Raw genomic sequence first — 25,597 nt, 5'->3', positions numbered from 1 at the left:
GCCCCGGGCTCCGGCCGCGCCTGCGGGCAGGCCCTAACGCTGCGGATCCCGGCCGTCCGGGGTGCGGCGCCGGAGGCGGCGGGCGGCGAGCGCGCCGAGCAGGCCCACCAGGGCGCCCCAGACGGCTGCCAGGGGGACGGAGAGCAGCAGGCGTGCCTCCAGCGAGACTCCGCCGCCCGCCGTGTCGAAGCCGAGCAGGGAGAGGCCGAGCTCGACCGAGATCCGGGTCAGCAGGCCGATCAGCAGCATGGCGAGTGCCAGCGCCGCCGCGAGCTGCGCGGCGTACCGCCACAGCGGCAGGCCCGGCGGGGAGAGCAGGGCCGCGCCCAGGCCGGTGAGCAGCAGCAGGACGGCGACCAGCACCGCGAGCAGCCAGGCCCGGCCGTCCTGCGCGGCCAGGGCCGGGAGGTCCAGCGTGACCTCCCGGCCGTCCGGGGTGCGCAGGACGTCGGTCAGCAGCTGAGGCATCGGCAGGCCGAGGTCGCCGCTGACCGAGCCGTGCCAGGAGGCGCCGAAGCCCAGCCCGAGCGCCAGCCAGGCCAGGTTCGGCAGGGCGAGCAGGACCACGGCGAGGGTCTGGCGCGGATGCCCGTCCACGGCGGCCGAGACCAGCCCGGCTGCCAGGCCGAGCGCCACCGTGCCGAGCAGCAGGGTGAGCACCGCGTGGGCGGCGGGCCGGGCGGCCGTCCGGTACCGGCGCAGGGACGGGGGCAGCGGCGCGCCCCGGCTCGTCAGTACGGCAAGCAGCAGGACCAGCGCGAGCCAGAGCAGGCCCAGGCCGACGGTCGGTAGCAGACCGGTCCGGAAGCCGGCGGTGGGCGCAGCGTCGAACGCCTCGGCCAGGGTGTCGGCGAGCGGGTCGCCGGTCCGGATGGTGAAGCTGTGATGGGCGGGCACCCGGAGCAGGAGCAGCAGGGCGAGCCAGAGCACCGCCGTGCGGGCCGCCCGGCCGGCCAGCTCGCCGGGGGTCGCCCCCGGCCGCAGGCGCAGCGGGCGGAGGAACAGCCCGGCCAGGGTCAGCGCGCCGAGCAGGGTCACCGAGAGCGGCAGAGCCGAGAGTTCGCCATGGGCATCGGCCAGGAAGTCGGCGTCGCCGGTGAGTTGGACCGGGACGCCGACCGCCATCAGTACGGTGGCCGCGACGACGGCGGGGAACGCGGACCCGGGCAGGTCGCCCGCACCGGCCAGCCAGAGCCCGAGTGCGGCGAGCGCGGACATCGCCAGCAGGGTGACGCAGGTGGCGAGCAGCGCGTCCGTCCAGGGGCCGAGCGCGCCGGCCCGTCTGCCTGGTCTGCCGGAGTTCCCGGTCGGCAGCATGGCGCCTCCTGGCGGACGTGCGGTGCCGTGATCCTGTCACCCAGCTTGGGCCACCCGGCGGTGTCCGGCGAGCCGCCGGTGGCGGGCGCCGGGACAATGAGGCAGCGGGGGAGACCAGTTGTGGAGGCAGGCCGTGAGTTCCCAACCGCCGTCCGAACCGCCGCCGTCCGAGCGGCCGTCCGAACCGCCGCCGTCCGAGCCGCCGTCCGGCCCGCCGACGGTGCCCCCGACCGGCCCGGCCACCGAGCCGGGCGAGGCCACCAGGCGGCCGACCTCGGGCGGGAGTGCGTCCGGTCCGCCGTCCGGGCCGCTCTCCGAGCCCTCGGAGGAGGGGTCACCGCCGAGCGGGGAGCCGTCGGAAGCCGCGGCGACCGCCGGCGGCCCGACCGGTGCGGGTACGGCCGGTGCTGCTTCGGTGGGTGCGGGCTCGACCGGCGGGGGCGCGCAGCCGCCAGGCGGTGGCCGGACCCTGGTCACGGCCTCCGGTGGACGGCCGCCCCGGGCCTGGTGGCGCAGGCCATGGATGATCGCGCTGGTGACCGGCGTGGTGGTGGCCGCAGCCGTGCTGACCGTGGTGCTGACGAACAGTGACTCCGGTACCCGGACCGAGGCCGCCCCGCAGGTCGCGTTGCAGCCGGTCGCGGCCACCGGCCCGGATCCGTTCACCGGTTCGGTCGCGGTCGTCTCGAACGCGTCGACCGCCGCCTCCTCCGGGGGCACCGTCTCGGCCACCGGCACCGACGGCCGTACCGTGCAGGGCTCGGATCCCGGTCTGTACGGGGGCAGCCAGCAGACCGCCAGCTGCGACGTGCCACGGCTGGCCGAGTTCCTGAACGCCAATCAGGACAAGGCCAGGGCCTGGGCGGCCGTGGCCGGGATCGAGCCGGCCGCGATCGGCGACTACCTCCGCTCGCTCACCTCGGTGGTGCTGCGGGTGGACACCCGGGTCACCAACCACGGCTTCGCCAACGGCGTCGCCACGCCGTACCAGGCCGTGCTGCAGAGCGGCACCGCCGTGCTGATCGACGCCCGGGGGCTGCCCCGGGTGCGCTGTGCCTGCGGCAACCCGCTGCTGCCGCCGGTGCTGTCGGCGACCCCGCCGGCCTACTCGGGCACGCCGTGGCCGTCGTTCAAGGAGCAGGACGTGGTGGCGGTGAGCCCGGCCCCGTCGCCGCTGAAGGACATCGTGGTGGTCGATCCGTCGAGCGGGCAGTCGTTCACGCACCAGGTCAGCGGTTCGCCGTCCTCCTCGACCTCCGGCTCCGGGACCGGCTCGCGGTGGTGACCGCCGGGCGCAGCACTGGATCAGTGACGAGGGGTCAGCTGGTCTGGATCGCGGTGTCGTCGATCACGAAGCTGGTCTTCAGCGACGAGTCCTCGACCCCGTTGAACTTCAGGGTGACGGACTGGCCCGCGTACGAGGAGAGGTCGACGGTCTTCTGGGCGTAGCCCGTGTTCTTGTCGACGTTCGAGTACGTGGCGACCGAGGTGCCGTTGGCCGTGACCGTCAGCTTGTCGTAGACGGTGCTGCCGGTCTCCGCCGTGTCGATGTGCAGCCAGTAGCTCAGGGTGGCGCGGCAGCCCGCGGGGATGGTGACGGTCTGGGTGGCGCTGTCGGTGTGGGCGGAGCCGTAGCCGTTCAGCCAGGCCTTCCAGGAGCCGGAGTGCGCGGCCTGGGAGGTGCTGTTGTCCACGACGCCCGAGGTGGTGGTCCACGGGGCGGCGGTGCCGGTCTCGAAGCCCGCGTTGCCGAGCAGCTGCGCCGGGGTGCAGGTGCCGCCGCCGCCACCGGTGACCGTCCAGCTGAACGCGGCGCTGCCGGTCCTGTTGGCGGCGTCCTTCGCGGTCACGGTCACGTTGTAGGTGCCGGTGGCCGTGGCGGTGCCGGTGATCTTGCCGGTGGAGCTGATCGAGAGACCGGTCGGCAGACCGGTGGCGGTGAAGGTCAGCGGGGCGGTGCCGCCGCTCGCGCTGATCTGCAGGTTGGCCGAGCCGTTCAGCGCGGTGGTCTGGCTGCCCGGGTTGGCGACCGAGACGTTGGTGCCGGCCGGCTTGGTGAGCAGGCAGCCGCTGACGCTGAGGTCGATGGCGCGGTTGGTGCCGAGGCAGGTGGTGAACCAGTACGTCTCCTGGCCGTAGCTCTGGCCCTTGGTGACGGTGGTGGTGCCGTCGGCCGCCACCTCGCACGGGTTGTTCATCGTGCACATCGCGCCGTCGTCGTTACCGGTGTTGTTGATGCCGACGACCCGCTTGCTGGTGGCGTCGACGATCGGTGAGCCGGAGGTGCCGTGCGTGGTGTTGCAGCCGGCGCTGTAGCGGAGCGAGTCGCGCCAGGTCCACTGGTCCTCGCGCAGGGTGTCGACGAAGCCGTTGACCGAGCAGTTCCAGGTCTGCTTCCAGTAGCCCGAGGGTATGAACATCGACGAGCCGTCGACCGGGTGGGTGTCACTGATGGTCAGCGCGGTGGCGCCGAACTTGGTGGTGATCGACGCGAAGGTGTCGGTCAGCTGGTAGAGCGCGACGTCGGTGCCGGTCATGGTCGCGTACAGGACCTTGTCCGCGTTCACGGTGCCCAGCGAGGAGCCGGCGGCGTTGAGCAGGGTGCCGGAGCGGCTGGCGGTGGTGTTCTGGATCACCTGGCCGGCGTTCGGCATGGTCGGCAGGCAGTGCCCGTTGGTGAGCATCATGGCCCGGTCGGCGTCGACCGAGGTGGGGTAACGCACCAGGGAGGCCGAGCAGTTGCTCAGCGCGATGGTGGACGTCAGATCGCCTGCCTGGACGGCCTGTGCGGGCGAGACGGCGGACGTCAGCAGACCCGCGACGACTGCGGCGGTGCCGAGTCCGGCGGTAAGTCCCTTGAGCATGGGTCTCCTTGTGGGGGATCGCCGGGCGTGCAACCGGTTGGGAACGCCCAGGCCGGAGAAAGCTGCCATGCCCGCATCAAGGAGGTCAACTGTTCGGACCGAATTGGCTGTTGGGCCGGGCCCGGCGGCCGTCGGGCCGCCGGGTGGACCCGGCAGGTGGATCGTTGACGCACGGGTGTGTCGGCCTCCGGGCGTACCGGGGCCGGGAGTTGACCGTGCGTCGGAGAAGCGCTGCTCAGCTGTGCTGCCGGGGGCGGCGGTCGGCCGGGCGGCTCGGCGGTATCGGGGCGGCGGGGAAGTCGCGCGGTCCGGTCCAGAGCGCGGGTACGGCGTCGGTGCGGCGGGCCAGTTCGTGCGCCAGGGACTCGTAGTTGACCCGCCAGCCACGGAAGTGCGGCCAGGCCTCGGGCGAGGTCCGCTCACCGCCGATGCCTCCGGCGGTGACCAGGGCGACGGCCGCGTCGAACTCCTCGTAGGTCAGCCGGATCGGGCCGTCCGGGCTCGGGTCCGGGTCGAAGGCGATCCGCTGGGTCCTGGCGATGTCGCGCAGCGCGGTGAAGCCGGCCCGCAGCACCAGCCGGGCCTCGGGCGGGGCGGACTTCGGGCAGACGGCGAGCTGCAGGGCGGCCGCGTCCATCACGGCGATCAGGCCGACCACCCAGCTGCGGTGCGGCTGGGGTGAGCGGAAGGAGAGCAGTACCGGGTAGTTGGAGTGGCCCTCGCCGATGTCGGCGGCCAGCCGCTCCCAGTCGCGGTAGAGCTGGGGCAGTGCGGTCTCGGTGTCCACCAGCGACTGACGGGCCAGCAGTTCGGGGCCCCAAGCGGGTTCACCCGCCCGGGACTGCAACAGGGTGACCTCCACCTCCCGGCGGTTGTATGCCCCGTACAGGGTGGGCAGGTAGCCGATCAGCAGGGCGATCACCAGCGGTCCGGTGGCGGCGGCCAGGAAGTCCAGGGCGGACAGGTGCAGGCGCTCACCGCTCGCGAAGCCGAGGGTGAACAGGCTGGAGCCCGCCTCCCGGAACGAGACCGACCAGGCCAGCTCGGAGAAGCCGTGCAGCAGCAGGGTGTAGGCGACCAGCATCCCGGCCAGCCAGGTGGCCAGCATGCCGAGCAGGATCAGCGGGGCCAGCCAGGTCTGCACCCGGTCCTGCATGTGGTAGCCGCCGAACGGCGAGATCGCGCGGAGCATCGCCCGCAGGACCGACCAGAGCCGGTGGACGAGTGCGGAGTAGAGGCCGCGCGGCACCACCAGGGTGCGCAGGATGCTCGCGACGGTGAACAGCAGGACCAGCAGCCCGGCCAGCGCGTAGATCATTCTCATGGCGCTCATTGTGGCGTCGAGTGGATGGTTCGACACAGGGCGTGGTGGAGATCGTCCGCTGGCTGAAACGTTATCGACGACTTCCCGGCTCTGAGCTGCGGTTATCGTCGTGCGACCGGTGCCCGCGGCGGCGTGCCGGGCGGACGGGCGACGCCCAAGCAATGATGCGCGATCACAGGTTTCGTCGGCTGTTCACCATGGATTCATCGCTGATCCATCGCTAGGACCCGGGAATTGCCGGACGGCTTGGATCACTGTCGGTGACCGCTCCGGGGAGAAACCCGCTGGTCGGCAACGAATTCCGAAGCATTTCGGCCGTTGACGGCACGCCATCGGCCAGCTTCCATGGCGACCCGGGAGCGACAGCATCTAACGCCGGCATCAGCCCTCTGGAGGAGATACCGCTCCCGGTGAACACCGCCCTACCGCGCGCTCTGTCGCGCCGAGCCGATCGGAACCACCTCATGACCGACACGCTTGACCCGACCATCCCGGTGTCGGCGGTGGCCACCCAGGCGCCCGCAGATGCGCCGAAGCGGCTCTCCCGCTCGCTCGGCGTGGTGGGTGGCACGCTGCTCACCCTGTCGTGCGTGACGCCCGCGTCGTCCCTGTTCGTGATCGTGCCGGGGCTGTTCAAGGACCTGGGCACCTACACCGCGATGGCGATCGGGATCGGCTCGCTGATCTGCATCGCGGTGGCGTTCTGCTACTCCGAGCTGGGCACCCTGATCCCCAGTGCCGGTGGCGAGTACGCGATGGTCGGCACCCTGGCGGGCCGGTTCGCCGGCTGGCTGGTGTTCATCCAGTCCCTGATCGTCGTCATGATCGTGCCCTCGCTGATCGCCATCGGCACCTCCGAATACCTGGCACCGATCGTCAACGTCGACCCCCGGATCGCCGGCGCCGCCGTGATGATCGCGGCCACCGTGGCGGGCCTGCTGGACCTGCGGGCGAACGCCTGGCTGACCGGCATCTTCCTGGTGCTCGAGGTGATTGCCTGCGCGGTGGTCTCCTTCCTCGGCTTCTCGCACAGCGAGCGCGGCGCCAGCAGCCTGCTGCACGGCGTGGTCAGCACCGGCCCCGGCGTCAGCAGTACGGTCGCCATGGGGGCGATCCTGGCCGCGATGGGCACCGCGCTCTTCGTCACCCAGGGCTTCTCCACCGCGATCTACCTCTCCGAGGAGCTGGAGAACCCGCGGCGCAACGTGGCCCGCACCGTGCTGTGGACGCTCGGCCTCTCCGTGGTGGTCATCCTGGTCCCGGTGATCGCGATCACCGTCGGTGCGCCCGACCTTGACGCGCTCTCCGCCGGGAACATCTCCGAGCTGGTGGCCGGCTGGTCGGGCTCGGCGGTCGGCACCTTCGTCAGCCTGTGCATCGCGCTGGCGATCATCAACGCCGGCATCGTCATGGTGATCCAGAACTCCCGGGTGCTGTTCGCCTCCGGGCGTGACAAGGCCTGGCCGGAGCCCGCGAACAAGGCGTTCGGCACGCTCAATCGCTTCAACGCCCCCTGGGTCTCCACCCTCGCGGTCGGAATCCCCGGTGCGGTGCTCTGCTTCGTACCGCAGGACCTGCTCGCCGGCATCACCGGCGTGGCCGTAGCCGCCCTCTACCTGCTGGTCGCCGTCGCCTCGCTGTTCTCCCGCAGCAAGCACCACAAGAACGCCCCGGCCTGGCGCCAGCCGCTCTGGCCGGTGCTGCCGATCGTGCTGATCCTGGTGCTCGGCTACGTGCTGACCAAGCTCGACCCCACCGCGCTGCCTCGCGGCGTCGGGTCAGCCCAGGTAGGCGGGCGACACCGCGGCGGTGAGCAGTTGGCGCGGGGCGCCGGTGCCGTCGGCGGGGGTGGACCAGAGGTCGGCGCCGAAGTCGCCCGGCAGCGCGTACTCCAGGGTCCGGTCGTCGGCCCACAGTGCCTGGTCGTCGATGTTGCGCTGCTCGGCGGTGCGGGTCTCGGTCATGGTGCCCAGGTCCAGCACGTAGAGCCGCCAGGGGGCGTCGGTGGAGGCCTCGGGGGCACGCTTCTTGTAGGCGATCCGGGTGCCGTCGGGGGAGAGCGAAGGGCACTCGACGTTCTGGTGCAGGGTGGTCAGGGTCCGTGCGGTGACGTCCCCCTGGACCAGGTAGGTCTGGCCGCCGGTGGCCAGCGTCGCGTAGAACCGGGTGTCGTCGGCGAAGGTGACACCCCAGATGTTGGTGTCGTGCGCCTGGTACGGGTGGCCGTCCTTGACGATCGCGTAGGTCTCCAGGGTGTCGTCCAGCGCCCAGGTCCGGGTGTCCACGATGGCGGTCCGGGTGGAGAAGTCGGTGCCCGCGTAGGAGTCGCCGCTGACGAAGACCGTCCAGGCGGCCAGGTGACCCGAGGGCGAGACCCGGGCCCGGGTGGGGATTCCGGCGGCGGGGAAGACGTGCCGTTCGTGCAGCTCGGCGTCCAGCAGGACGGTGCGGTAGCTGTCCTCCAGTGCGCCGTGGACGGCCTGCAGGCAGATACCGGTGCCCGAAGCAGCATGGAAACGCAGGCACTTGAGGCCGGAGGCGGTCCGCTCGCCGTCCGGCTGCCCGGCCGGGACGGTGACGATCTCGTCCCGGTGCGGGCCCCAGGCCAGGTTGCGGAAGACCAGCTGCCGCCCGGGCGCCTTGAGCGAGACCGAGCCGGACCGGACGGCCGGGCCGCCGGCCTGCTCCTCGTCGCGGCGGTCGGCCCGGTCGGCGGCGTACAGCACGGCGCCGGTGCCGATGCCGCCGAGCAGGACGACGGCCAGCAGCAGGACCAGCAGGCGGGTGGAGTTCTTCATACGGTGACCTCGTCGGCGGAGCTGCGGAGCAGGAAGAAGGTGGCAACTGCGGTGCAGGCCAAAGCTGTTGCCGTGATGGCGAGCGCGGTGTGACCGCCCCAGGCGCTCCAGGCCGCGCCGAAGCCGAGCGAGCAGGCGAACCGGGCCAGCGCCTGTCCGGTGCCGACCAGGGCGAGGGCGGAGCCCTGCCGGTCGTCCGGCGCGGCGTTGGCGGCGGCTGCGGCGAGTACGCCGTCGGTGGCCGCGTAGAAGCCGCCGTGCAGGACCAGCACCAGCAGGACGGCCGAGCTGTGGCTGAGCACCAACGCGTAGGCGAGCAGCAGCAGGACGTGCCCGGCCAGGAACAGCCGGCGGCGGCCGATCCGGTCGGCGAGGGCGCCGAACGGGACGGCGAGCAGCAGGAAGGCGGCGGCGGTGCCGAGCGGCAGCAGCGGGAACAGGTGGGTGGCGAGCCCGAGTTGACGCTGCAGCAGCAGGTAGAGGAAGGAGTCGCTGACGGTGGTGAGGCCGAGCAGCGCGGCGCACACCCCGAGCCGGCGCAGGCCGGGCAGTCGGAGCAGGTCGAGCGAGTCGCGCAGCGAGGGCTTGGGCGTCGGGTCAACTTCGTTGCGGCGGGCGGTCGGTACGAAGAGCAGCAGGACCAGCACCCCGAGCACGGCGACGCAGCCGCTGACCGCGAAGACCGCGTCGTACCCGTCCACGGTGGCTCGCAGCACGGCGAAGGCGACCAGCGGCCCGAGCAGCGCACCGGTGGTGTCCATCGCCCGGTGCACACCGAACGCCCGCCCCCGGTGCTCGGGTCGGGTGGCCAGCGAGATCATCGCGTCCCGGGGCGCGGTGCGCAGGCCCTTGCCGGTACGGTCAACCGCCAGCACCGCGCCGATCAGCGGGACGGTGTGCACCAGCAGGAGCAGCGGCTTGCAGAGCGCGGAGAGCCCGTAGCCCACCGCCGCCACCGTTTTCGGTCCCCGGCCGCCGCGGTCCGCGAGGTGTCCGCCGAGCAGCCGGACCAGGGCGCCGACGCCGTTGTTGATCCCGTCCAGCAGCCCGAACCCCCCGGACGCTGGTCCGGGACGGCGGGGGCCTTGGTGCTGCGGGAGTCCGCGAGGTACACGGGCGTCAGTTCCAGATGCCGGTGATGTCGGCGGCGCCGGCCGCGTTGCCCGCGTGGGCGGAGAGGCCGGCCAGGTCCTCCAGGGTGCGGAGCACGTTGTAGTGGTTGTACGTGGTGGCCGAGCTGCTGCCGGGCGTCACGTGCTCGCCGTAGAACACGGTCGCGATCTTGTTGCCGGAGAGCCGGTTGTCCTCGTCGAAGGTGACGACCAGGATGCTGTTGTGGGTCTTGGCCCAAGTGGCGTACGCGCCCAGCTTGTTCTTGATCCAGGTGTCACCGGTGCCGACCGAGCAGTCGTGCATGTCGTTGCACAGGTCGGGCACGACGAAGGAGACCTTCGGCAGGGTGGTGTAGTCGGTCGGGAACTGCGTCATGGTGTACGCGGTGTTGGTCGGCACGTTGTTGAAGCCGAACCAGGGGTTGTGCTTCTGGGCGTACTTGCCGCTGCTGCAGGTGGTCGAACCCTGGCTGGGCAGGCCCTCGTTGTAGCTGCCCCAGGTCTTGCCGGCCGCGATCAGCTCGGAGCCGAGGTTGGCCGCCGACATCGAGCCGACGCTCACACAGCTGTCGTCGGTACGGCCCTGGGCGCTGCCCGAGAACAGCATGTAGTAGTTGGGCTCGCTCGGGTGGGTGAGGCCGTAGGAGGCGGTGAGGTTGGCGCCGCCCGCCTTGAGGGTGTTGTTGATGTACGGCGCGCTGGAGCTGCCGATGATCTGCGAGTAGGCGTGGTTCTCCATCACCACGACCACCACGTGGTCCGGGGCGGGCAGGCCGACGACGGCCTGCGCGCTGCCGCTGGTGGCGGCCCACAGGCCGAGCGAACCGGCGGCCAGGGCGGTGGCGGCGGCGACGGCGGTGAGCTTGCGGCGGGGACGGGAGGGGGCGGACGGAGCTGACTGAGGCGTCGTCATGGCAGATGTCCTTCGGGCGAGTCGGCGAGGCGGAGGGGGTGTCCGGGCGCCCGCAACCCTAGGAGTGGGGCGGTGGACACGGCCGCGCTTCTCAGGTGAAGAACAGGCGAACGGAGCCTGCCGTTTTGTCGGTGTCCCGGCAAGGGAGGTCGGGGCGGGGGACGACGTCCGCGCTCGGGCTACTCGCCAGGGGTGACGTCGAGGTGCAGCCAGGAGGAGTGCCAGAGCAGCGCGCACTGCCGGTCGCAGCCGGTGAGGGGCAACGGCTCGCCGCCGCAGCGCAGGCTGTCCAGCACGTACCAGTCGCCGCCGACGGGTCGCTGCCAGCGGGCCAGTGACCGGTGCAGGACCGGCGTTGCCCCGTGACGAGTGCCCGCGAAGCGCGCCATGCCCGGTTGGAACGGCACACCGTGCAGCCGGCCGTCGGCGTCCAGGGTGGCCCGGATCTGCTCGAGGCTGCGCACCGTCACGTACCGGGCGGGCGTCAGCAGTTCGGCGGCCGCCTCGGTGGAGGGCTCGAGCCACTCGTCCCGGAACAGCAGGGCGCAGGCCAGCCCGCAGCCCTCGGACCGGTCCGCCCCGAGACAGGTCGCGCCCTTGAGACTGGTCGTGGCGGAGAGCCGGCGCATCCGGTAGTGGTCGTCGACCATCCGCCGCACGACGTGCTCGACCTGGTAGGTGCGGCCGCAGTACGACCACTGACTGCCCGTGAACCACAGGCCGCGGTGCCGGTCCTGGCCGTCCAGCGTCGCGCGGACGGCATCGGCGTCCTTGACCCGCACCCAGTCCCCGGCCGAGTAGGCCGAGGGCTTGCCGGGCGCCGGGACGCCGGAGCGCCGTTCGCGGGAGTCCTCGATCGCCAGCCGGGCCTGGCGGACGATGCCCAGCGGGGGCAGGTCACGCAGCGGCAGACTCTTGTACTGGCATCGGGTGGCCGGTCCGGTGAATACGGGGCCCACGGAAAAGGTCGGCCGAGAGTCCTTGACGGTCACGCGTGAATCCCATCCTCGCTGATCGGACGCTGGTGCCGCGCCAGGTTACCGGTGGGCCCGCCGATGGACGTGGTCGCCGGGCGCAACAGGCGGGGTCGAATAGGACAGTGGGGGTGGTGTGGTCGATATCTCCGGATTGATTCGAAGGGGAGTTCGTCCAATTGCGGGGAGGGTTCGGCGTGTTGCGGCGGGAATTCGCCGGCGGCACGGTCTAGGTTGGGAACCGAACCGTCCGGTGGAGTGGCCGAGAGGCGAGGCAGCGGCTTGCAAGGCCGTGTACATGGGTTCGATTCCTATCTCCACCTCCAAGATGCCGATCGTGGCGCCGCCATTTTTCCGTCCTCGGTCCCGCCCTCGGGTTCGCCAATTCCAGGGCGTCCTGGCGGCAGCCGCTCTAGAATGGCGGGACGGCTGTTGTCCGGGGGAAGAAGTGCCTGTTGTGACCGCTGAGTTGTTTACCTGGCCGCTCGGGGAYGATGCAGTCCTGATACCGCGCACAGTGGCGATCGCGGAGCCGTACCAAGCGTTGCTGACGGCCAATCACGAGCGGCTCGCGTCCTGGTTCCCGGGATTCGACCGGCCCCCGACGCTCCACGCGACCCGGGCGGATCTGGAGCTGCGAGGACAGGGGTGGCTGGCGGGAACGGAACTGCCGCTGGCCGTCGCCGTCCGGGCCGAGGACGGCCTGCGCCTGGCGGGAGCGGTCAACCTGCTGATCAACGGCCCCGCGCGCAGCGGGGAGGTGGGCTACTGGCTCGACTCCGCCTTCGAGGGGCGCGGGCTGGTCACCCGGGCGGTCACCGCGCTGCTCGACCACGCCTTCGGCCCGCTCGGACTGGACCGCGTAGAGCTGCGCACCGTCCCCGCCAACACGCGGAGCCAGAAGGTGGCCGAGCGCCTGGGGTTCGTCCGGGAGGGGATCCTGCGGGAGGCGGCGGCCTTTCCCGGCGGACGGCAGGACGAGGTGGTCTTCGGGCTGCTGGCGCGGGAGTGGCCGCCGGCGGCGAACTGACGGCCTCGGGTGCCCCGGCACCCGACCCCCGGCTACGCACGCGACCGGTGGCGTGAGAGCGTAGGGCGCCCCTGCGACGCACAGGCCCCGGGGCGGGAGGAGAGCCGATGACCGCCGGACGGGTCCTGGTGGTGGACGACGACGCGGCCATCCGCCGGTCGCTGGAACGTGGGCTGCGGCTGAGCGGCTTCACCGTGCGGACGGCGGAGAGTGGCGCGGACGCGCTGCGGCTGCTGGCCGAGGCGGCGTCGGACGTGCTGGTGCTGGACGTCTCGATGCCCGGCCGGTCCGGCACCGAGGTCTGCCGCAGCCTGCGGGCGCAGGGCGACGAGACGCCGGTACTGATGCTGTCCGCGCTGGACGAACTCGCGGACCGGGTGAGCGGCCTGCAGGCCGGGGCGGACGACTACCTGGTGAAGCCCTTCGCGCTGGAGGAGCTGGTGCTGCGGCTGCGCGCGCTGCTCCGGCGACGGCCCGCGCCGCCGTCCACGACGCTCCGGGCGGGGTCGCTGGTGATCAGTCAGGAGACCCGGCAGGTGCACCAGGGCGGCGTTGAACTCAACCTCACCCGGCGGGAGTTCGAGCTGCTGGTGGAGCTGGTCAGGAACGCCGGGATCGTGCTGAGCCGGGACACCCTGCTGGACCGGGTCTGGGGCTACGACTTCGAGGTGCGCACCGACGCGGTCGACACCTTCGTCAGCTACCTGCGGCGCAAGTTGGAGGAGGGCGGGCGGCCGCGCCTGATCCACACCGTGCGCGGCGTCGGCTTCGTCCTGCGGCTGCCTGCCGACGGGCCGGGCACGGCGTCCGGTACGGAGGCCGGCTCGTGAAGCTCTCCAGCAGGATCGCCCTGTCGGTCACGGTGGTTGTGCCGCTGCTGGTGCTGGGCGCCGGCGCCCTGCTGCTCGGCCTGGTCAACCGGGATCTTCGTGGCCAGCAGGACGCCAGGCTGCACGAGCGGGCCGGCGCCGTGCTGCCCGCCGCCCGTGCACTGCTGAACGCCGACCGCGGCGGACGGCCCAAGGTGGAGCAGAACCAGAGCCGCCGCGTCCTCGGCGACGCGCTCGACTCCGGGGTACGGGTGGTTGCTGCGGACGGTGTCGTGGTGCTGGCCGGCGGCCCGTCCCCGACCGACCCGGCCYGGCTGCCCAGCCTGCCCGGCGGGCCGGTCACCGTACGCGAACACGGTGACGCCTGGCGGGTGTTGACCGTTCGGGTGGACGGTACGGCGCCAGGCACGCTGTGGCTGATCGCGCCGTACGCCGCCGACGGACCGCAGCTCGCCGCCGTACGCCGTCGGGTGCTGCTGGTCTCGGTGCTGGCCGCGCCGGTCTCCGGGCTGGTCGCGCTCGGGCTGGCCCGGCGGGCCACCCTGTCGATCCGGCGGCTGAGCCGCCGGGCCGCCGAACTCGACCCGCAGGCCGGGGCCGCCGCCTTCGCCGCAGCGTCCGCCCCCGGGCGGAGCCGGATCACCGAGGTCGACGAACTCGCCACCGCCATCAGCGTGTTGCTGGCCCGCTACGACGAGCAGGCGGCCCGGACGGCCCAGGCGCTGGACACCGCCAGGTCGTTCTCCTCCGCCGCCTCGCACGAGCTCCGCACCCCGCTGACCAGCATGCGGACCGACCTGGACGTACTGGCGGCGCACCCCGACCTGCCCGCCGGGGAGCGCGCCGAGGTGGTCCGCGATCTCCGCGCGGACCACGCCCGGCTGGAGGAACTGCTCACCGCGTTGCGGACGTTGGCCCAGGGCGACCTGGTGGAGGTGTCGGCGTTCGCCCCGATCGACCTGGCCGACCTGGTCGGGGACGCGACCGGCGAGACCCGGCGAAGGCACCCCGAGATCCGGCTGACCGCCGAGAGCCCGGCCGAAGTCGGGGTGTTCGGCTGGGAGAGCGGACTGCGGATCCTGCTCGCCAACCTGCTCGGCAACGCCGTGGTGCACGGCCACCTGCCGGACCGACCCGCCACCGTGGCCGTACGGTTGAGCACCCAGGGCGAGTACGCGGTGCTCACCGTGGACGACTGCGGCCCCGGCATCCAGCCGGCGGCGCGGCAGGCGGTCTTCACTCGGTTCCACCGCCGCCCGGACAGCCCCGGCTCCGGGCTCGGGCTGACCCTGGTGGCCCAGCAGGCCGCGCTGCACCGGGGCACCGTCACGGTCGCCCCCGGGCCGGGCGGGACGGGCAGCCGATTCGAGGTGCGGCTGCCGCTGCTGCGCCCCGACGCGCCGACGCTGGAGCTGCCCGTACAGCTCTCGATGCGCCGGGACTGGCTGGCCGGTGACCGGTCCTGACGGGCCGCCGGCCGGGCCCGAGGGCCCGAGCGGCTCACAAGGAATCCACAAGAAGCGGCGCTACCCTCCTCACGATCGGCCCGGCCACGGGCCCAACACACCTGTCGCTGAAGGAGATCCAGCCATGCTCAGCAACCGCAAGGCCGTCCTCACCGGAGCACTCGCGCTGGCCGGCACGCTGCTGGTGGCCGTGCCGGCGCAGGCCGAGACCAAGCCCGCGACCGCACCGAAGGGCGACGGCGCCAAGTCCGTCTGCAAGCGGCTGCCCAAGACCGAGCAGCGCATCAACGCCTCGCTGACCCGGCTGAAGGGCGACGCGACCGTCAACGGTTCGGTGGCCCGGATGGAGCAGCGGGTGGCCAACGCGAAGGCCGCCGGCCACACCGAGATCCAGACCCTGCTCAGCGGCCGGCTGACGTTCCGGAAGAACCTGCTGCCCACGCTGCAGACCCGCCAGAACGACCTCAAGGCCGTCGCCACCTGGTGCGCGGCCCAGGGCTACACCCAGGCCCCGGCCAAGTGACCCGCCGTCACCTCGGCCTCGGAGCGGCCGCCTTCGCGGCCTTCGCGGTCCTGACGCTCACCGGCTGCGGGCCGACCGGCGGGAGCCAGGGCACACCCGACCGGGCGGGCCAGTCGGCGGGGGCCGACGATGCCCAGGTCCAGGACATGCAGCAGAAGATCGACGCCGCCGAGAGCGCGGCGGCGGAGGCCGAGTCCGACAGCACCGAGGACAACTGAGCACCACCGGGCCGGTGCGGCGGTTCCGGGCTGTAGCCGTTTCGGGGCGCTGGCGTTGACGTCAGGGTCAAGGTCTACCGTCGTCCCAGGCGGTGCGGAGAGGCACCCCGGAAGGAGCGGGTGATGCGGATCGGTGAGCTGGCCGAGCGGGCGGGCACGACAACCCGGACGCTGCGGTACTACGAGCAGCTGGGCCTGCTGCCCGCCCGGCGGTCCGGCAACGGCTACCGGGCGTACAGCCAGGAGGACCTGCGGCTGCTCCAGCAGATCCGCACCCTCCAGGACTTCGGGTTCGGCCTGGAGGAGACCCGGCCGTTCGTCGAGTGCCTCCAGGCGGGCCACCCGGAGGGCGACTCCTGCCCGGCCTCGCTGGAGGTCTACGAGCGCAAGCTCGCCGAGCTGGACGAGTGCATCGCCCGGCTCCACGAGGTCCGCGAGCAGGTCGGGGCCCAGCTGACCCGGGCCCGTGAGTCGCGGGACGCGCTGGCGACCGCCGTCGACCGGCCGCCGCTCTGCGAGCTGACGGTCCGGCCGCCGGCCGTCGTACAGGAAACCGAGTAAACGAGTTAAGGGGACAGCAGTGCAGATCACAGGGGTGGACGCGGTCACGGACGAGACCTTCGCCGAGCTGGTGCTGGCGGCCGAGGGAGCGGTGCTGGTGGAGTTCACCGCCGACTGGTGCCCGCCGTGCCGGATGATGGCGCCGGTGCTGGCCGACATCGCCCGCGAGGAGGCGCACCGGCTCAAGGTGGTGCAGCTGGACGTGGACCGCAATCCGCAGACCCAGGCCACCTACGCGGTGCTCTCGATGCCGACGATGATGCTCTTCCGCAACGGCGAACCGGTCAGGTCGGTGGTCGGCGCCCGCGCCAAGGCCCGGCTGCTGCGGGAGTTCGACGACGTGCTCTGACCGTCCCGACGGCAGGCCGCGGTCGGGTCAGGCCATCCAGAAGAAGACGGCCGTCATGCGCTTCTCCTCCAGGGTGCTGCCCCAGTAGGCGCTGGCGGTGTGCATCATGTTGGCGGTGTAGAGGAGGAGCCGGTTGTAGCGGTGCGGGACCGCGACGTCCTCGGTGAAGGAGTCGGCGGGGACGAAGCGGGTGCCGAGGGCGTCGACCAGGTTGTTGTGCGGGGCGGTGACCAGGTTTCCGCCGAGGCGGCCGCCGGGGAAACTCTGGCGGTAGAAGCTGGTGCCGCACTGCTTGGGTACGTCGGGGTTGAGGTAGAGGACGGCGGCGTACCGGCAGAGGGCGCGGGAGTCGGTGTGCGGGCGGGGTTCGCACTCGCCCGCTCCGACCACCTGGACGCAGTTGTGGTTGAAGGTGCCGCCCTCGGCCTCGGTGAGGGCCCAGACCCGAGGTGCGCCGGTGGCCTTCCGGACCTGGGCCTCGATGTGGGCCAGCTCGGCGGGCAGCAGTCCCGGCATGGTGCGCAGGCCCGGCCAGGCCTCGGGCTTGTGCGGGTAGCCCTCGTCCCAGTGCTCGACCGCCAGGCAGCGGGCGCGGACCTCGTCGATGTTGGGCAGTACGTCGTCGAGGACCCAGTAGTCGCGGCCCCGGGTGGGCTTGCGGTAGGGCAGGACGGGGAGCGTGGCGGCGGCCGGTCGGCGGAGCTGTGGGGGCATGCGGCCGACGATAGGAGCGCGGTGGCCCACGACTCGCCCGCAAAATGGTCAATATTCGGTCATGATGACGGAGTTCGGCCAAGTCGAGCGGGCGGCACTGGTCCGGTCGGGTGCCTCCGATTCGTACGGGTGTTTCGCTGTCCTTATGCTGGTCGCGATGACTGCTGACCGTCGCTCTGTGCTGCGCACCGCCGCCCGGCTTGCCGCCGTGACCGCCGTCGGCGCGCTGTCGGCGTGTGCGCCCGGCCCGACCCGGAGCACGGGTGGCCCGGGGCCGGTGGACCCGCCGGAAGGTTCGGCCGGGTACTCGCTCCGCCCGTCGCCCACCCCGACCGGAGCGGCCGCCGCGCCCACGCCCACGCCGGTGGCGTCGCCGCCCGCCGCCGTGGTCCCGGTGGTGGCGCCGCTCGCACCGGGAACGCCGGGGGAGGTGGTGAGCGGGCCGCGCGGTCGTGCGGAGGTCGCGCTGACCTTCCACGGCGAGGGCGACCCCGCCCAGGCGACGGCGCTGCTGGAGCGGGCCGAGCAGCACGGCGTGCGGCTGACGGTGCTGGCGGTGGGCCGCTGGCTGGACCAGCAGCCCCAGATGGCGGAACGCATCCTGCGCGGCGGTCACGAACTCGGCAACCACACCCAGAACCACCTCGACATCATCGCCCTGACCCCCGATCAGGCGCATGCGGAGATAGCGGAGTGCGCCGAGCGCCTGCGCAGGCTGACCGGTTCGATCGGACGCTGGTTCCGGCCGTCGGCGACCCAGTACGCTAACTCGATGGTGCGGGAGCAGGCCCGGCTGGTGGGGTACGAGCACTGCCTGTCCTTCGACGTGGACCCGCGTGACTACAGCGACCCGGGCGCGGACCTGCTGCAGCGGCGGCTGCTCCGTTCGGTGCGGGGCGGCTCGGTCGTGGCGCTGCACATGGGTCATCAGGGCACCGTGGACGCGCTGCCCGCCGTGCTGGACGGCCTGCAGCGGCTCGGGCTGGCCCGGCCATCCGGCCGGGCAGGTCACGAGGGTGGACAGGGGACAGGCCGGACCCGGTCGGGTTCAACCCATGCCCTGCTGCCCTACTGGAAGTTCACGTCGCACACGGACAGGAAGAACTCGCCCGTCTTGCCGCCGTTACCGCCGTCGGGTGTGTCGGGGCCGCCGTGGCCACCCCAGACGTGGACGATCGCGGCGCGACCGGTTCGGTGCGGGAGGGTCGAGAACTCCCAGCTGGTGGAGTCCTCCTCCCGTGCGGCGCCCTGGACCTCGACCAGGAACGGCGTGGAGTCCAGGTCCTCCCAGGACAGGCCGTCGGTCGGGTGCCAGCCCTGACGGGTGATGAACCACCGCTGCGACCAGGAGTCGCCGTCGTGATAGGCCATGTAGTCGTAGACGAAGGTGTGACTGGCGGAGCCGGCGTCCAGGACGGTCACGGGCCAGTCGCCCAGGCTGTCGTCCGGGACCAGGTCAAGACCTTGGTACGCCTTGTTGCCCGTGGAAGCGACGGTGTTGCCCTCGAAGAACTTGCGGTACTCCAGGTAGCGCAGGTCGTTGTTCCACGGGTAGTCGGCAAGCATCCGTTCGCGGCCCGGCAGGACCTCGTGCCAGTCCGTGCTGGTGTTCGCCCGCCGTGCCTCGACACAGATCGGGGAGGAGTCCTCGTCCCGGATCGCCGCAGCGGCCCGGCTGCGCGGGTGGTCGACGGTGCCGTGCCGGGGCGAGGCAGCGGAGGCATCAGTGGCGGCCGGGGCGTTGCGCGGCGGTGCCGGAGCCGACCACGGCTGGGCGTCGTCCCGCTGGACAGTCTCCTCGTTGGTGAACGGGGTGTACTGGCCGGCCACCCTGGCGCGGATCTTCACGCGGTATTCGGCGTCCGGGTTCTCACCCAGATCCACCCAGTGGGTGTTGGACGGGGACCAGTCCCAGGCCCGCCAGTGGAGGTCGACGGTCTGCCTCGCCTCGCCGTTCACCCACACCTCGTACCGGTGGGGGTAGGGCGCGTCGCCGTTGTTCCAGTCCTCCGGCGGGGGCCAGCTCGGGTGGTCGGGCGTGTTGTCCCCGATCTGCCAGCGCAGATGGATGCCGTACATCCGGTGGCTGCCATCGGACCGGTGCCGGATGTCGGCGCGAAGCCCGGATGGCGCTTCGCCCGTGATGCTGTTGCTCATGAGGCCCTTCTCCTTCGGGAAGACTCAGGGAGAGCGTGCTGCCGGTAGCCCGGCACAACCCCGGCGGGTACGCCGTATACGTACTTCCGAAGGTCACGGGTGGGGTTCTAGCCAGGTATGGCGGCGGTCACACCACGAAACCGGGAATTCACTCATGCGGATGGGGGCCGATCGACAGGTTGATCACAGCCCGGGCGCGACGCCTGTGGGCCTGTTTGTGTGGAGTGATCCATTGACACAGTGTCAGCGACGCCGTTCCTCTACTGTGGTGAGCATGACGAGCGGGGGCCCAGAAAGCCTGTTGCCACGGTCCGAGGTGCGCCCCGAGCTCTCCGGGACGGTAGCCCGGCCTGCTGACGATCCGCCGGCGGCCGGGGCTGCGCCTCGGTACGAGGTGGTGCGGATGCCCCCCGACGACCAGGGCCGCGAGGCCTGGGCGGTGGTGGACTGGCAGGCCGGGCGATGGGTCCAGGCGGGCGGCGAAGTCGACGTCTACACCGCCGAGTTCGGGGCCCGGGCCTGCATCCGGCGGCTGCGTTACCTGGACGAACTCGGTGCCCACCACGACTGACCGCGGGCCGGCGCTGCCGCGCCGCCGTGGCCGTCGCCTGTTCGGGTGACGGGCGGGTTGGGAGGTGGCCGTTGGTGGGAGGGGCTGGATGTGACGACTTCCTCCCCTTCGGCGCGCAGGCGCCGCCACGGTGCCCGACCCTCGTCGGCCACCACTCCGAGCAGTGGACTGTTCGCGGCCGGTCCGGCCCCGGTGTACCCGGCCCCGCTGCACCCGACTCCGGCTCCCAGGCGTGAGATCCCGCCGGTACGGCCGCAGTGCTGCCGGACCTGGAGCAGCGAACACCGGCTGCTCGGCGGCACCGTCGTGCGGACCCGGTGGCACCAGCCGGTCTGCCCGCACTGGGCGGATCGCTGAGCCGGCCTGGCCGCCGGTGCTCGAACTGGCTTCCGCACCGGCATCGTTGACGATCCGTCGGATCAGGGCAGGAGGTGCGCTGCGAGCTGCTGCCACTGCCTGGTGGGCGGGGTGCCGGGCGTGGCGGTGAGGAGATGGAGGCTGACGTGGTCGGCCCCGGCGTCGAGGTGTTCGTGGACGCGGCGGGCGATGTCCTCGGCGGTGCCGTGGGCCACGATCGCGTCGACCAGCCGGTCGCCGGGCGGGTCGACGACCTCGTACCCGAGATCGCGCAGCAGGGCGCGGCGGTTGGGCAGTGCCGCGACCGTGGTGCTGCGGGCGGGTCCGGCAGTGCGTGCGCGGTCCGGGCCGAGTACGCAGAGCTGGGTGACGGCGAGCAGCGCCGTGGGGCCCAGGGCGGCCCTGGCGGTGCGGGTGTGCTCGACCGGCATGCCCAACACCTGGGCGCCCCAGGCCCGTTCGGCTGCGAGAGCGAGCATGGCGGGGTCCAGGGCCGCCAGTACGCGATGGGGCGAGGGCGCGGTGCCGGGCGGTCCGAACGGTGCGGTGTCCAGTGCGTCGAGGTAGGCGCGCATGGTGGGCAGCGGGGGACCGAAACGGTGGCCGCGGACCTGTTCGGCCAAGGTGGGGTGGCTGTCCCAGAGCCCGAGCAGGAAGCGCCCGGGGAAGGCTTCCTCAAGTGTGCGCTGCGCGGCGGCCGTTGTGACGGCGTCCCGCGCGTAGATGTCCGCAGCGCCGGCCGCCACCACGATCCGCCGGGTCTGCGACAGCAGCATCGCGGCCTGGGTCATCGCTTCGCGTCCGGCGGTCTCGGGGAACCACAGGGTGCCGAAGCCGAGGTCCTCGACCGTGGCCACCGCCTCGCGGGCGTCGGCGGCCGTGCAGTCGTCGAGTTCGCCCGCCCAGATCCCGATCCGCCCGAGCTCGGGCCTTCCGTTGCTGTCCACTGTCACTCCCGGAGCACTAAGTGGGGTGGTCCCCCGTTTCTGCTTTCGGTACGATATGGAGGACCACCCCGGTTGGCAAGCCGTCAGGAGCTCCCGTGTCCCAGGACGTCACCGCGCAAGCGCCGAAGCGGCCCCTGCGCGCCGACGCGCGGCGCAACCACGACCGGATCCTGGCCGTTGCCGGAGCGGCGGTCGCCGAACACGGCACCGAGGCCTCCCTGGAGGAGATCGCCCGGCACGCCGGGGTCGGCTCGGCCACCCTCCACCGGCACTTCCCGTCCCGGCAGGCGCTGTTGGAAGCCGTCTTCAGGGACCGGGTGGAGACCCTCTGCGCCAAGGCCACCGAGCTGGCCGCCGGGTCCGAACCGGGGGACGCACTGGTCAGCTGGCTGCACGCCGTCGGCGCACACGCCGCGACCAACAGGGGCCTCGGGGCAGCGTTGATGCCCGGTACCGGCGCAGGCGACCCGACGCTGGGGGAGACCTGCCACGCGATGATCGTGAACGCCGGGGGCGAACTGCTCGTGCAGGCGCAGCAGGTCCGCGCGGTGCGCCCCGAGGTCACCGTCGTCCAGCTGCTCAAGTTGGTCGGAGCCATCGCGCTGGCCACCGAGCACGATCCGGACGGCGCGGCCGAGGCCGGTCGGCTGCTGGCGCTCGTCGTCGACGGAGTACGCCCGGGTGGGACGACGGCGCGCTGAACAGCAGGCCGACGGCATTTCTGAGGGAGGATCAGAGCGTGACCGACAACCCGCAGAGCCCCACGGCGTCGGGGGCGGAGCCCGAGCCCGGGTACGTCCTCCGGGCGGGTGTCCACACCCTGCGCGTCGCGACCCGGGCGATCGCCGACGAGATCACCGCGCTGTGGAACTCCCAGATCGGTGAGGACGCCCCCGCGCAGGACTATGCCCGCCTGGTCGAGCAGCCCGACGAGTGGGCCGGCCCGAGCCCGGTCTGGGACCGCGTACCGGACTGCCGGACCGTCCACTACCTGCTGGCCACGGTCGAGCAGGACGGTTCGCTCAGCGGGGAGTGGGCCGGGCAGCGGCTGCGCTGGGAGTTCGAGTCCGGCTCCTACACCGCGCTACCCTGCCGGATCCGGATCGAGCGGCAGCCGCGCGGCTACACCGAGGTGGAGGCCCAGGGCACCGACCCGGTGGAGGTGGCGGCCGGGTTCGCCTCGGCGCTGAGCCAGGCGCGCGAGCAACTGTCCTGACAGGCGCTCGCTCAGGCCGGGTCCGCGTCAGCCGGTGCAGGCATCGCGCGTGGACGCAGGACCATGAGCGAGCCTTCCAAGGTCGCCACCATGGCAAAGGGGAACCGGTCGACCTCGAGACAGAGCGCGATGTCGTCGGGATGCACTCCCTGGCGCACCCCCTCCGCCAACTCGGTGGCGGCACGGGACCCGGCGGCGCGGCGGACGAACTCGGCAGCATCCGTCTCGGCCTCGGTGGCCCTCCGGGCGATGTACTGAGCACACGCCAGGTCTTCGTCGGCCTGGCCGTCTTCGCCGGTGACCACGAACGTGACGCTGTCACTCCCGCGAGTCCGCAGGAGCCGAGCCGTTGCCTCCGCCACCACGAAGCCGGCGCACAGCACCAGCGACGCCTCCTTGACGGCGAGGGCGCCGACCGTCCCCGCCGTGGTCTTCTGCACAACGGTCCGTCCGCCGAGGTCGGCAGAGCGCAGCAGGCCCGGCGAGTTGACGAGGTCGAAGCCGGGCGCGGCCGGACCGTCCTTGAGCGCCACCCAGTCCGGATGGCGGGACTTGAGCGCCAGGGCTTCGTCCAGCGACTCGGCCAGCACGATCTTCTCCGCTCCCCGGGCGAAGGCCCAGGCGGCCACGGTGTAGGCACGCATCACGTCGACCACGACCGCCACGGACGGGGTTTCGGCCAGTTCGGCGATGCCAAGAAAACGAGAGTCCATGCTTGAGTCTCCCGCATCGGGAGACGCCAAGGTGGGGGCATGGCCGACGACGGACTCCTCACGATCGGGGCGCCGGCGCGCCGGACCGGGCTGACGGTCGGTGAGGTTCAGCCGAAGTCGGGGATGGGGTGGTCCGGGGCGAGGGCGGCGGAGATCCGCTGGGCGATCGTGTGGGCGCTGTGGCCGCCCGGGGCGTGGGGGCCGTCGGTGGTTGAGACGGCGATGGCCAGGTGGTCGCACGGAAGGTAGTTCTGGGAGGCGGAGTAGCCGAAGAACAACGGGTGTTGGGAGACCCAGTCGTTCAGGACGAGCAGGCCCATCCCGTAGTGGGTGGCTTCGGTCTGCGTGAGGCAGACCGTCTCCGGGCACTTCTCGGTCGAATGGCCCAGACCCACCGTCCCCGGGTTCAGCAACTCCCGGTAGGCGGCCGGGGAGAGCAGCTCGCCCGAGCCGATGGCGGCGGCCGAGCGGGTCAGGTCGCAGATGTCGGTGGTCTGCACCGCGCCGGGGGCGGTGGTCCACGAGGGGTTCCAGAAGCTGGACTCCTCGTACGTCCCGCGATCGGCGGTGAAGGCGTGCAGGACGGGCGTCGGGATGTCGGGCGTGAAGCTGTTGCGAGTCTCGGTCAGGCCCAGCGGGCCCATGATCTTCTGCTGGAGCAGGACGTCCAGCGGAGTCCCGGTGATCTTCTCCAGGGCGGCACCGAGGAGGACGAAGTTGGCGTGCGAGTAGCTCCAGTTGGTCCCCGGGTCGTACCACTGCTCCTTACCCGTCGAGATGGCCACCAGCTCCTCGGGCGTCCAGTGGCGGAACGGGTCGGCGTAGACGGCCTCGGAGAAGCCGGAGGCGGTGACGTAGTCGACCAGTCCCGAGGTGGAGTCGGCGAGCATCCGCAGGGTGATCCGGTCGCCGTGCCGCAGGTCGGGCAGCCACCGGGCGACCGGATCGTCCAGGCCGACCGTGCCCTCGTCGACCAGTCGCAGGAGCGCCGTGCCCAGGTAGCTGATCGCGATGTTGCCGTTCCTGAAGTGCATGGCGGGGTCGGCCGGGACACCCGTCATCGACTCGCCGAGCGCGGCGGTGACGACCTCGTGGCCGTGGTCGGTGACCCGCAGGATCACGGACTTGAGGTCCAGCTCCGCCTTGGCCTGCTCGGCGATCCGCAGGACGTCCAGAGCGGGGCCGCCGCCGGGCACCGGGGAACTGACGCAGGGTCGGCGGTGGCTGCCGTCGCTCGCTGCGGCGCCGGTGGCGGTGACGGGGGAACCGAGGGCGAGGAGCGCGGTGACGGCGGTGACGGCGGCGAGGCGCAGCAGCGGCGTCGGGCGGGTGGCTGTCATGTCGGCAGTATCGGCCGGGAGGATCCGGACACCGGCCTGGTGACCGCCGACCCGCACGAAACGTCACCCGTCGGGACCGTACGGACAGTCAGGCAGCGCACCGGGACTCGTAGAAGGCGCCGTCGCGGAGCATGGCGACGCTTGCCGGCCGGTTACCCGTCAGGGACGAGGAGTGGTTGGCTGTCGGCAGACTGATGGGCTTGAGTCTCCACCAGGGGGAGACCCGAAGGTGGGGGCATGGACGACGACACGCTCTACTCGATCGGCGAACTGGCCCGGCGGACCGGCCTCACGGTCAAGACCATCCGGTTCTACTCCGATCGCGGAATCGTGGCGCCGACCGACCGGAGCCCGGCCGGCTACCGCCTTTACAACATCGCTGCCGCTGCACGCCTGGACCTCGTGCGAACCCTGCGCGAACTGGGACTGGACCTTCCCACGATCCGGAAGGTCATGGACCGGGAGCTCTCATTTCCCGAGGTCGCCGCAGCGCACGCCGAAGCGCTGGCGGTACAGATCAGCACCCTGCGCCTGCGGCGCGCGGTGCTGACGGCGGTGGCCAAACGCGGGTCAACCCCCGAGGAGACGGATATTATGCACAGGCTTGCCCAGCTCTCCGAGGACGAACGCCGACAGTTGATCGACGATTTCCTCGACGCCGTCTTCGGCGGTCTGGACGCCGCGCCCGTGTTCGCGGGGGCCATGCGCTCGATGACCCCGGAGCTGCCGGACAACCCGGAGGCGGAGCAGATTCAGGCGTGGGTGGAATTGGCCGAACTGTCCCAGGACCCGGATTTCCGAGTCTGCGTGCGCCGGATGGCCGAGGACCAGGCAGCCGAGCAGGCCCGAAGCACCACGGGCCCGCGCCGCGACCTCCCCGCAATCGTCCGTGACCAGGTCGGCCCGGCCCTGACCGCCGGCATCGACCCTGCCTCGCCCCAGGCCGATCCCGTCGTCGCGGCGCTCACGGATCACTACGCGCACCTCCTGAGTCTCCCCGACGACCTCGAGCTTCGCCGCCGGCTGGCGACTCGGCTGGAGAGCGTGAACGACCCCCGCAGAGAGCGATACCTCCAGCTGCTCGCAGTGGTCAACGACTGGTCGGCCCCGGAGAGTCTGGCTCCAGTGTTCGAATGGTCGGTCCAGGCTCTGCGTGTCCGGACACAGCAATGACGGGGCCCATCGACAATCCCTGGCCGCACACGTGGAGTCTGCCGAGCCAACAGGACGAAGACGAAGTGGCCTTCCGGCAGGCGGCCTACGGCGACCCCTACGAGGACGAACTGTAGGGCGGCCTAAGCCG

The 25,597-nt window shown here is 72.0% G+C and carries 23 protein-coding genes, 1 tRNA gene and 3 pseudogenes; 15 read left to right on the top strand and 12 right to left on the bottom strand.

All coding sequences use genetic code 11. The features are described from left to right. Positions 1-33 precede the first annotated feature (33 nt). Positions 34-1,317 (bottom strand): streptophobe family protein, encoded by a 1,284-nt coding sequence (locus ACXJMZ_RS26515; protein ID WP_457032555.1) that lies wholly within the window; start codon positions 1,315-1,317, stop codon positions 34-36. Positions 1,318-1,450: 133 nt separating this feature from the next. On the opposite strand from ACXJMZ_RS26515, the gene ACXJMZ_RS26510 reads away from it, so the two are divergent. Next, positions 1,451-2,602: a DUF6777 domain-containing protein gene (locus ACXJMZ_RS26510; RefSeq protein ID WP_457032554.1), complete on the top strand. Its 1,152-nt coding sequence runs from the start codon at positions 1,451-1,453 to the stop codon at positions 2,600-2,602. A 34-nt stretch (positions 2,603-2,636) separates the two neighbouring features. Here the strand turns inward: ACXJMZ_RS26510 and ACXJMZ_RS26505 are convergent, their stop codons facing one another. After that, entirely contained in the window at positions 2,637-4,181 is a 1,545-nt protein-coding gene (locus ACXJMZ_RS26505) for a putative Ig domain-containing protein (RefSeq protein WP_457032553.1), read from the bottom strand. A 235-nt stretch (positions 4,182-4,416) separates the two neighbouring features. After that, the gene (locus tag ACXJMZ_RS26500; RefSeq protein ID WP_457032552.1) at positions 4,417-5,505 is read right to left on the bottom strand and encodes a hypothetical protein; all 1,089 of its coding nucleotides are present in this window, start codon (positions 5,503-5,505) and stop codon (positions 4,417-4,419) included. A gap of 464 nt (positions 5,506-5,969) precedes the next feature. Between ACXJMZ_RS26500 and ACXJMZ_RS26495 the strand changes: the two are divergent. Then, a pseudogene (locus ACXJMZ_RS26495) lies at positions 5,970-7,268 on the top strand (APC family permease); the annotation flags it as partial. 15 nt (positions 7,269-7,283) lie between these two features. Here the strand turns inward: ACXJMZ_RS26495 and ACXJMZ_RS26490 are convergent. The 4 genes and pseudogenes from ACXJMZ_RS26490 to ACXJMZ_RS26475 all read right to left on the bottom strand — a co-directional run bounded on the left by ACXJMZ_RS26490 (position 7,284) and on the right by ACXJMZ_RS26475 (position 11,287). After that, entirely contained in the window at positions 7,284-8,303 is a 1,020-nt protein-coding gene (locus ACXJMZ_RS26490) for a TolB family protein (RefSeq protein WP_457032551.1), read from the bottom strand. Beyond that, positions 8,300-9,358, bottom strand: a pseudogene (locus tag ACXJMZ_RS26485) (MFS transporter); the annotation flags it as partial. The pseudogene ACXJMZ_RS26485 and the gene ACXJMZ_RS26490, both read right to left, overlap by 4 nt. Before the next feature lie 64 nt (positions 9,359-9,422). After that, entirely contained in the window at positions 9,423-10,328 is a 906-nt protein-coding gene (locus ACXJMZ_RS26480; RefSeq protein ID WP_457032550.1) for an alkaline phosphatase family protein, read from the bottom strand. 179 nt (positions 10,329-10,507) lie between these two features. After that, positions 10,508-11,287 (bottom strand): hypothetical protein, encoded by a 780-nt coding sequence (locus ACXJMZ_RS26475; protein ID WP_457032549.1) that lies wholly within the window; start codon positions 11,285-11,287, stop codon positions 10,508-10,510. A 267-nt stretch (positions 11,288-11,554) separates the two neighbouring features. Between ACXJMZ_RS26475 and ACXJMZ_RS26470 the strand changes: the two genes are divergently transcribed. The 8 genes from ACXJMZ_RS26470 (at position 11,555) to trxA (ending at position 16,279) form a co-directional block, all read left to right on the top strand. Further along, positions 11,555-11,628, top strand: a tRNA-Cys gene (locus ACXJMZ_RS26470). 191 nt (positions 11,629-11,819) lie between these two features. Then, positions 11,820-12,332, top strand: coding sequence for a GNAT family N-acetyltransferase (locus ACXJMZ_RS26465; RefSeq protein ID WP_457032548.1), 513 nt, complete (start codon positions 11,820-11,822; stop codon positions 12,330-12,332). Positions 12,333-12,439: 107 nt separating this feature from the next. Then, on the top strand, positions 12,440-13,162 hold the full coding sequence (locus ACXJMZ_RS26460) for a response regulator transcription factor (RefSeq protein WP_457032547.1): 723 nt from the start codon (positions 12,440-12,442) through the stop codon (positions 13,160-13,162). Next, a complete protein-coding gene (locus tag ACXJMZ_RS26455; RefSeq protein WP_457032546.1) occupies positions 13,159-14,628 on the top strand; it encodes a sensor histidine kinase in 1,470 nt (489 codons plus the stop codon). Before ACXJMZ_RS26460 ends, ACXJMZ_RS26455 begins: the two co-directional genes overlap by 4 nt. 124 nt (positions 14,629-14,752) lie before the next feature. Next, positions 14,753-15,151, top strand: a complete 399-nt coding sequence (locus ACXJMZ_RS26450) for a hypothetical protein (protein WP_457032545.1) — start codon at positions 14,753-14,755, stop codon at positions 15,149-15,151. Beyond that, complete coding sequence (locus ACXJMZ_RS26445; RefSeq protein WP_457032544.1) at positions 15,148-15,369, top strand: hypothetical protein; 222 nt, start codon at positions 15,148-15,150, stop codon at positions 15,367-15,369. Before ACXJMZ_RS26450 ends, ACXJMZ_RS26445 begins: the two co-directional genes overlap by 4 nt. Before the next feature lie 123 nt (positions 15,370-15,492). Beyond that, positions 15,493-15,930 carry a MerR family transcriptional regulator gene (locus ACXJMZ_RS26440; RefSeq protein ID WP_457032543.1) on the top strand — a complete coding sequence of 146 codons (438 nt, stop codon included), beginning with the start codon at positions 15,493-15,495 and terminating at the stop codon, positions 15,928-15,930. A 19-nt stretch (positions 15,931-15,949) separates the two neighbouring features. Continuing rightward, positions 15,950-16,279, top strand: coding sequence for a thioredoxin (gene trxA, locus ACXJMZ_RS26435; protein WP_457032542.1), 330 nt, complete (start codon positions 15,950-15,952; stop codon positions 16,277-16,279). A gap of 27 nt (positions 16,280-16,306) precedes the next feature. Here trxA and ACXJMZ_RS26430 read toward each other — a convergent pair whose 3' ends face one another. Further along, a complete protein-coding gene (locus tag ACXJMZ_RS26430) occupies positions 16,307-16,993 on the bottom strand; it encodes a DUF6445 family protein (protein ID WP_457032541.1) in 687 nt (228 codons plus the stop codon). Between ACXJMZ_RS26430 and ACXJMZ_RS26425 the strand changes: the two are divergent. Then, positions 16,992-17,789, top strand: a pseudogene (locus ACXJMZ_RS26425) (polysaccharide deacetylase family protein); the annotation flags it as partial. The gene ACXJMZ_RS26430 and the pseudogene ACXJMZ_RS26425 overlap by 2 nt on opposite strands. A gap of 272 nt (positions 17,790-18,061) precedes the next feature. On the opposite strand, the gene ACXJMZ_RS26420 reads toward ACXJMZ_RS26425, so the two are convergent. Then, a complete protein-coding gene (locus tag ACXJMZ_RS26420; RefSeq protein WP_457032540.1) occupies positions 18,062-19,150 on the bottom strand; it encodes a lytic polysaccharide monooxygenase auxiliary activity family 9 protein in 1,089 nt (362 codons plus the stop codon). A 403-nt stretch (positions 19,151-19,553) separates the two neighbouring features. Here ACXJMZ_RS26420 and ACXJMZ_RS26415 point away from each other — a divergent pair, with 403 nt between their 5' ends. Then, a complete protein-coding gene (locus ACXJMZ_RS26415) occupies positions 19,554-19,721 on the top strand; it encodes a hypothetical protein (RefSeq protein ID WP_457032539.1) in 168 nt (55 codons plus the stop codon). 419 nt (positions 19,722-20,140) lie between these two features. Here ACXJMZ_RS26415 and ACXJMZ_RS26410 read toward each other — a convergent pair whose 3' ends face one another. Beyond that, positions 20,141-21,025 (bottom strand): TIGR03620 family F420-dependent LLM class oxidoreductase, encoded by an 885-nt coding sequence (locus tag ACXJMZ_RS26410; protein ID WP_457032538.1) that lies wholly within the window; start codon positions 21,023-21,025, stop codon positions 20,141-20,143. A 95-nt stretch (positions 21,026-21,120) separates the two neighbouring features. Here ACXJMZ_RS26410 and ACXJMZ_RS26405 point away from each other — a divergent pair, with 95 nt between their 5' ends. Continuing rightward, a complete protein-coding gene (locus tag ACXJMZ_RS26405; protein WP_457032537.1) occupies positions 21,121-21,726 on the top strand; it encodes a TetR/AcrR family transcriptional regulator in 606 nt (201 codons plus the stop codon). Between the two features lie 38 nt (positions 21,727-21,764). Beyond that, positions 21,765-22,241, top strand: coding sequence for a hypothetical protein (locus tag ACXJMZ_RS26400; RefSeq protein ID WP_457032536.1), 477 nt, complete (start codon positions 21,765-21,767; stop codon positions 22,239-22,241). Positions 22,242-22,252: 11 nt separating this feature from the next. Here the strand turns inward: ACXJMZ_RS26400 and ACXJMZ_RS26395 are convergent, their stop codons facing one another. Together ACXJMZ_RS26395 and ACXJMZ_RS26390 are read right to left on the bottom strand one after the other, a co-directional pair. Further along, positions 22,253-22,954: a 2-phosphosulfolactate phosphatase gene (locus ACXJMZ_RS26395; protein WP_457032556.1), complete on the bottom strand. Its 702-nt coding sequence runs from the start codon at positions 22,952-22,954 to the stop codon at positions 22,253-22,255. Positions 22,955-23,061: 107 nt separating this feature from the next. After that, complete coding sequence (locus ACXJMZ_RS26390; RefSeq protein WP_457032535.1) at positions 23,062-24,294, bottom strand: serine hydrolase domain-containing protein; 1,233 nt, start codon at positions 24,292-24,294, stop codon at positions 23,062-23,064. 237 nt (positions 24,295-24,531) lie between these two features. On the opposite strand from ACXJMZ_RS26390, the gene ACXJMZ_RS26385 reads away from it, so the two are divergent. Then, complete coding sequence (locus tag ACXJMZ_RS26385) at positions 24,532-25,467, top strand: MerR family transcriptional regulator (RefSeq protein WP_457032534.1); 936 nt, start codon at positions 24,532-24,534, stop codon at positions 25,465-25,467. Positions 25,468-25,597: the final 130 nt, after the last annotated feature.

The sequence above is a fragment of the Kitasatospora sp. P5_F3 genome, from assembly GCF_054049135.1.
Note: the sequence above shows the minus strand (reverse complement) of the source record. Positions and strands in the feature narration are given on the sequence as shown.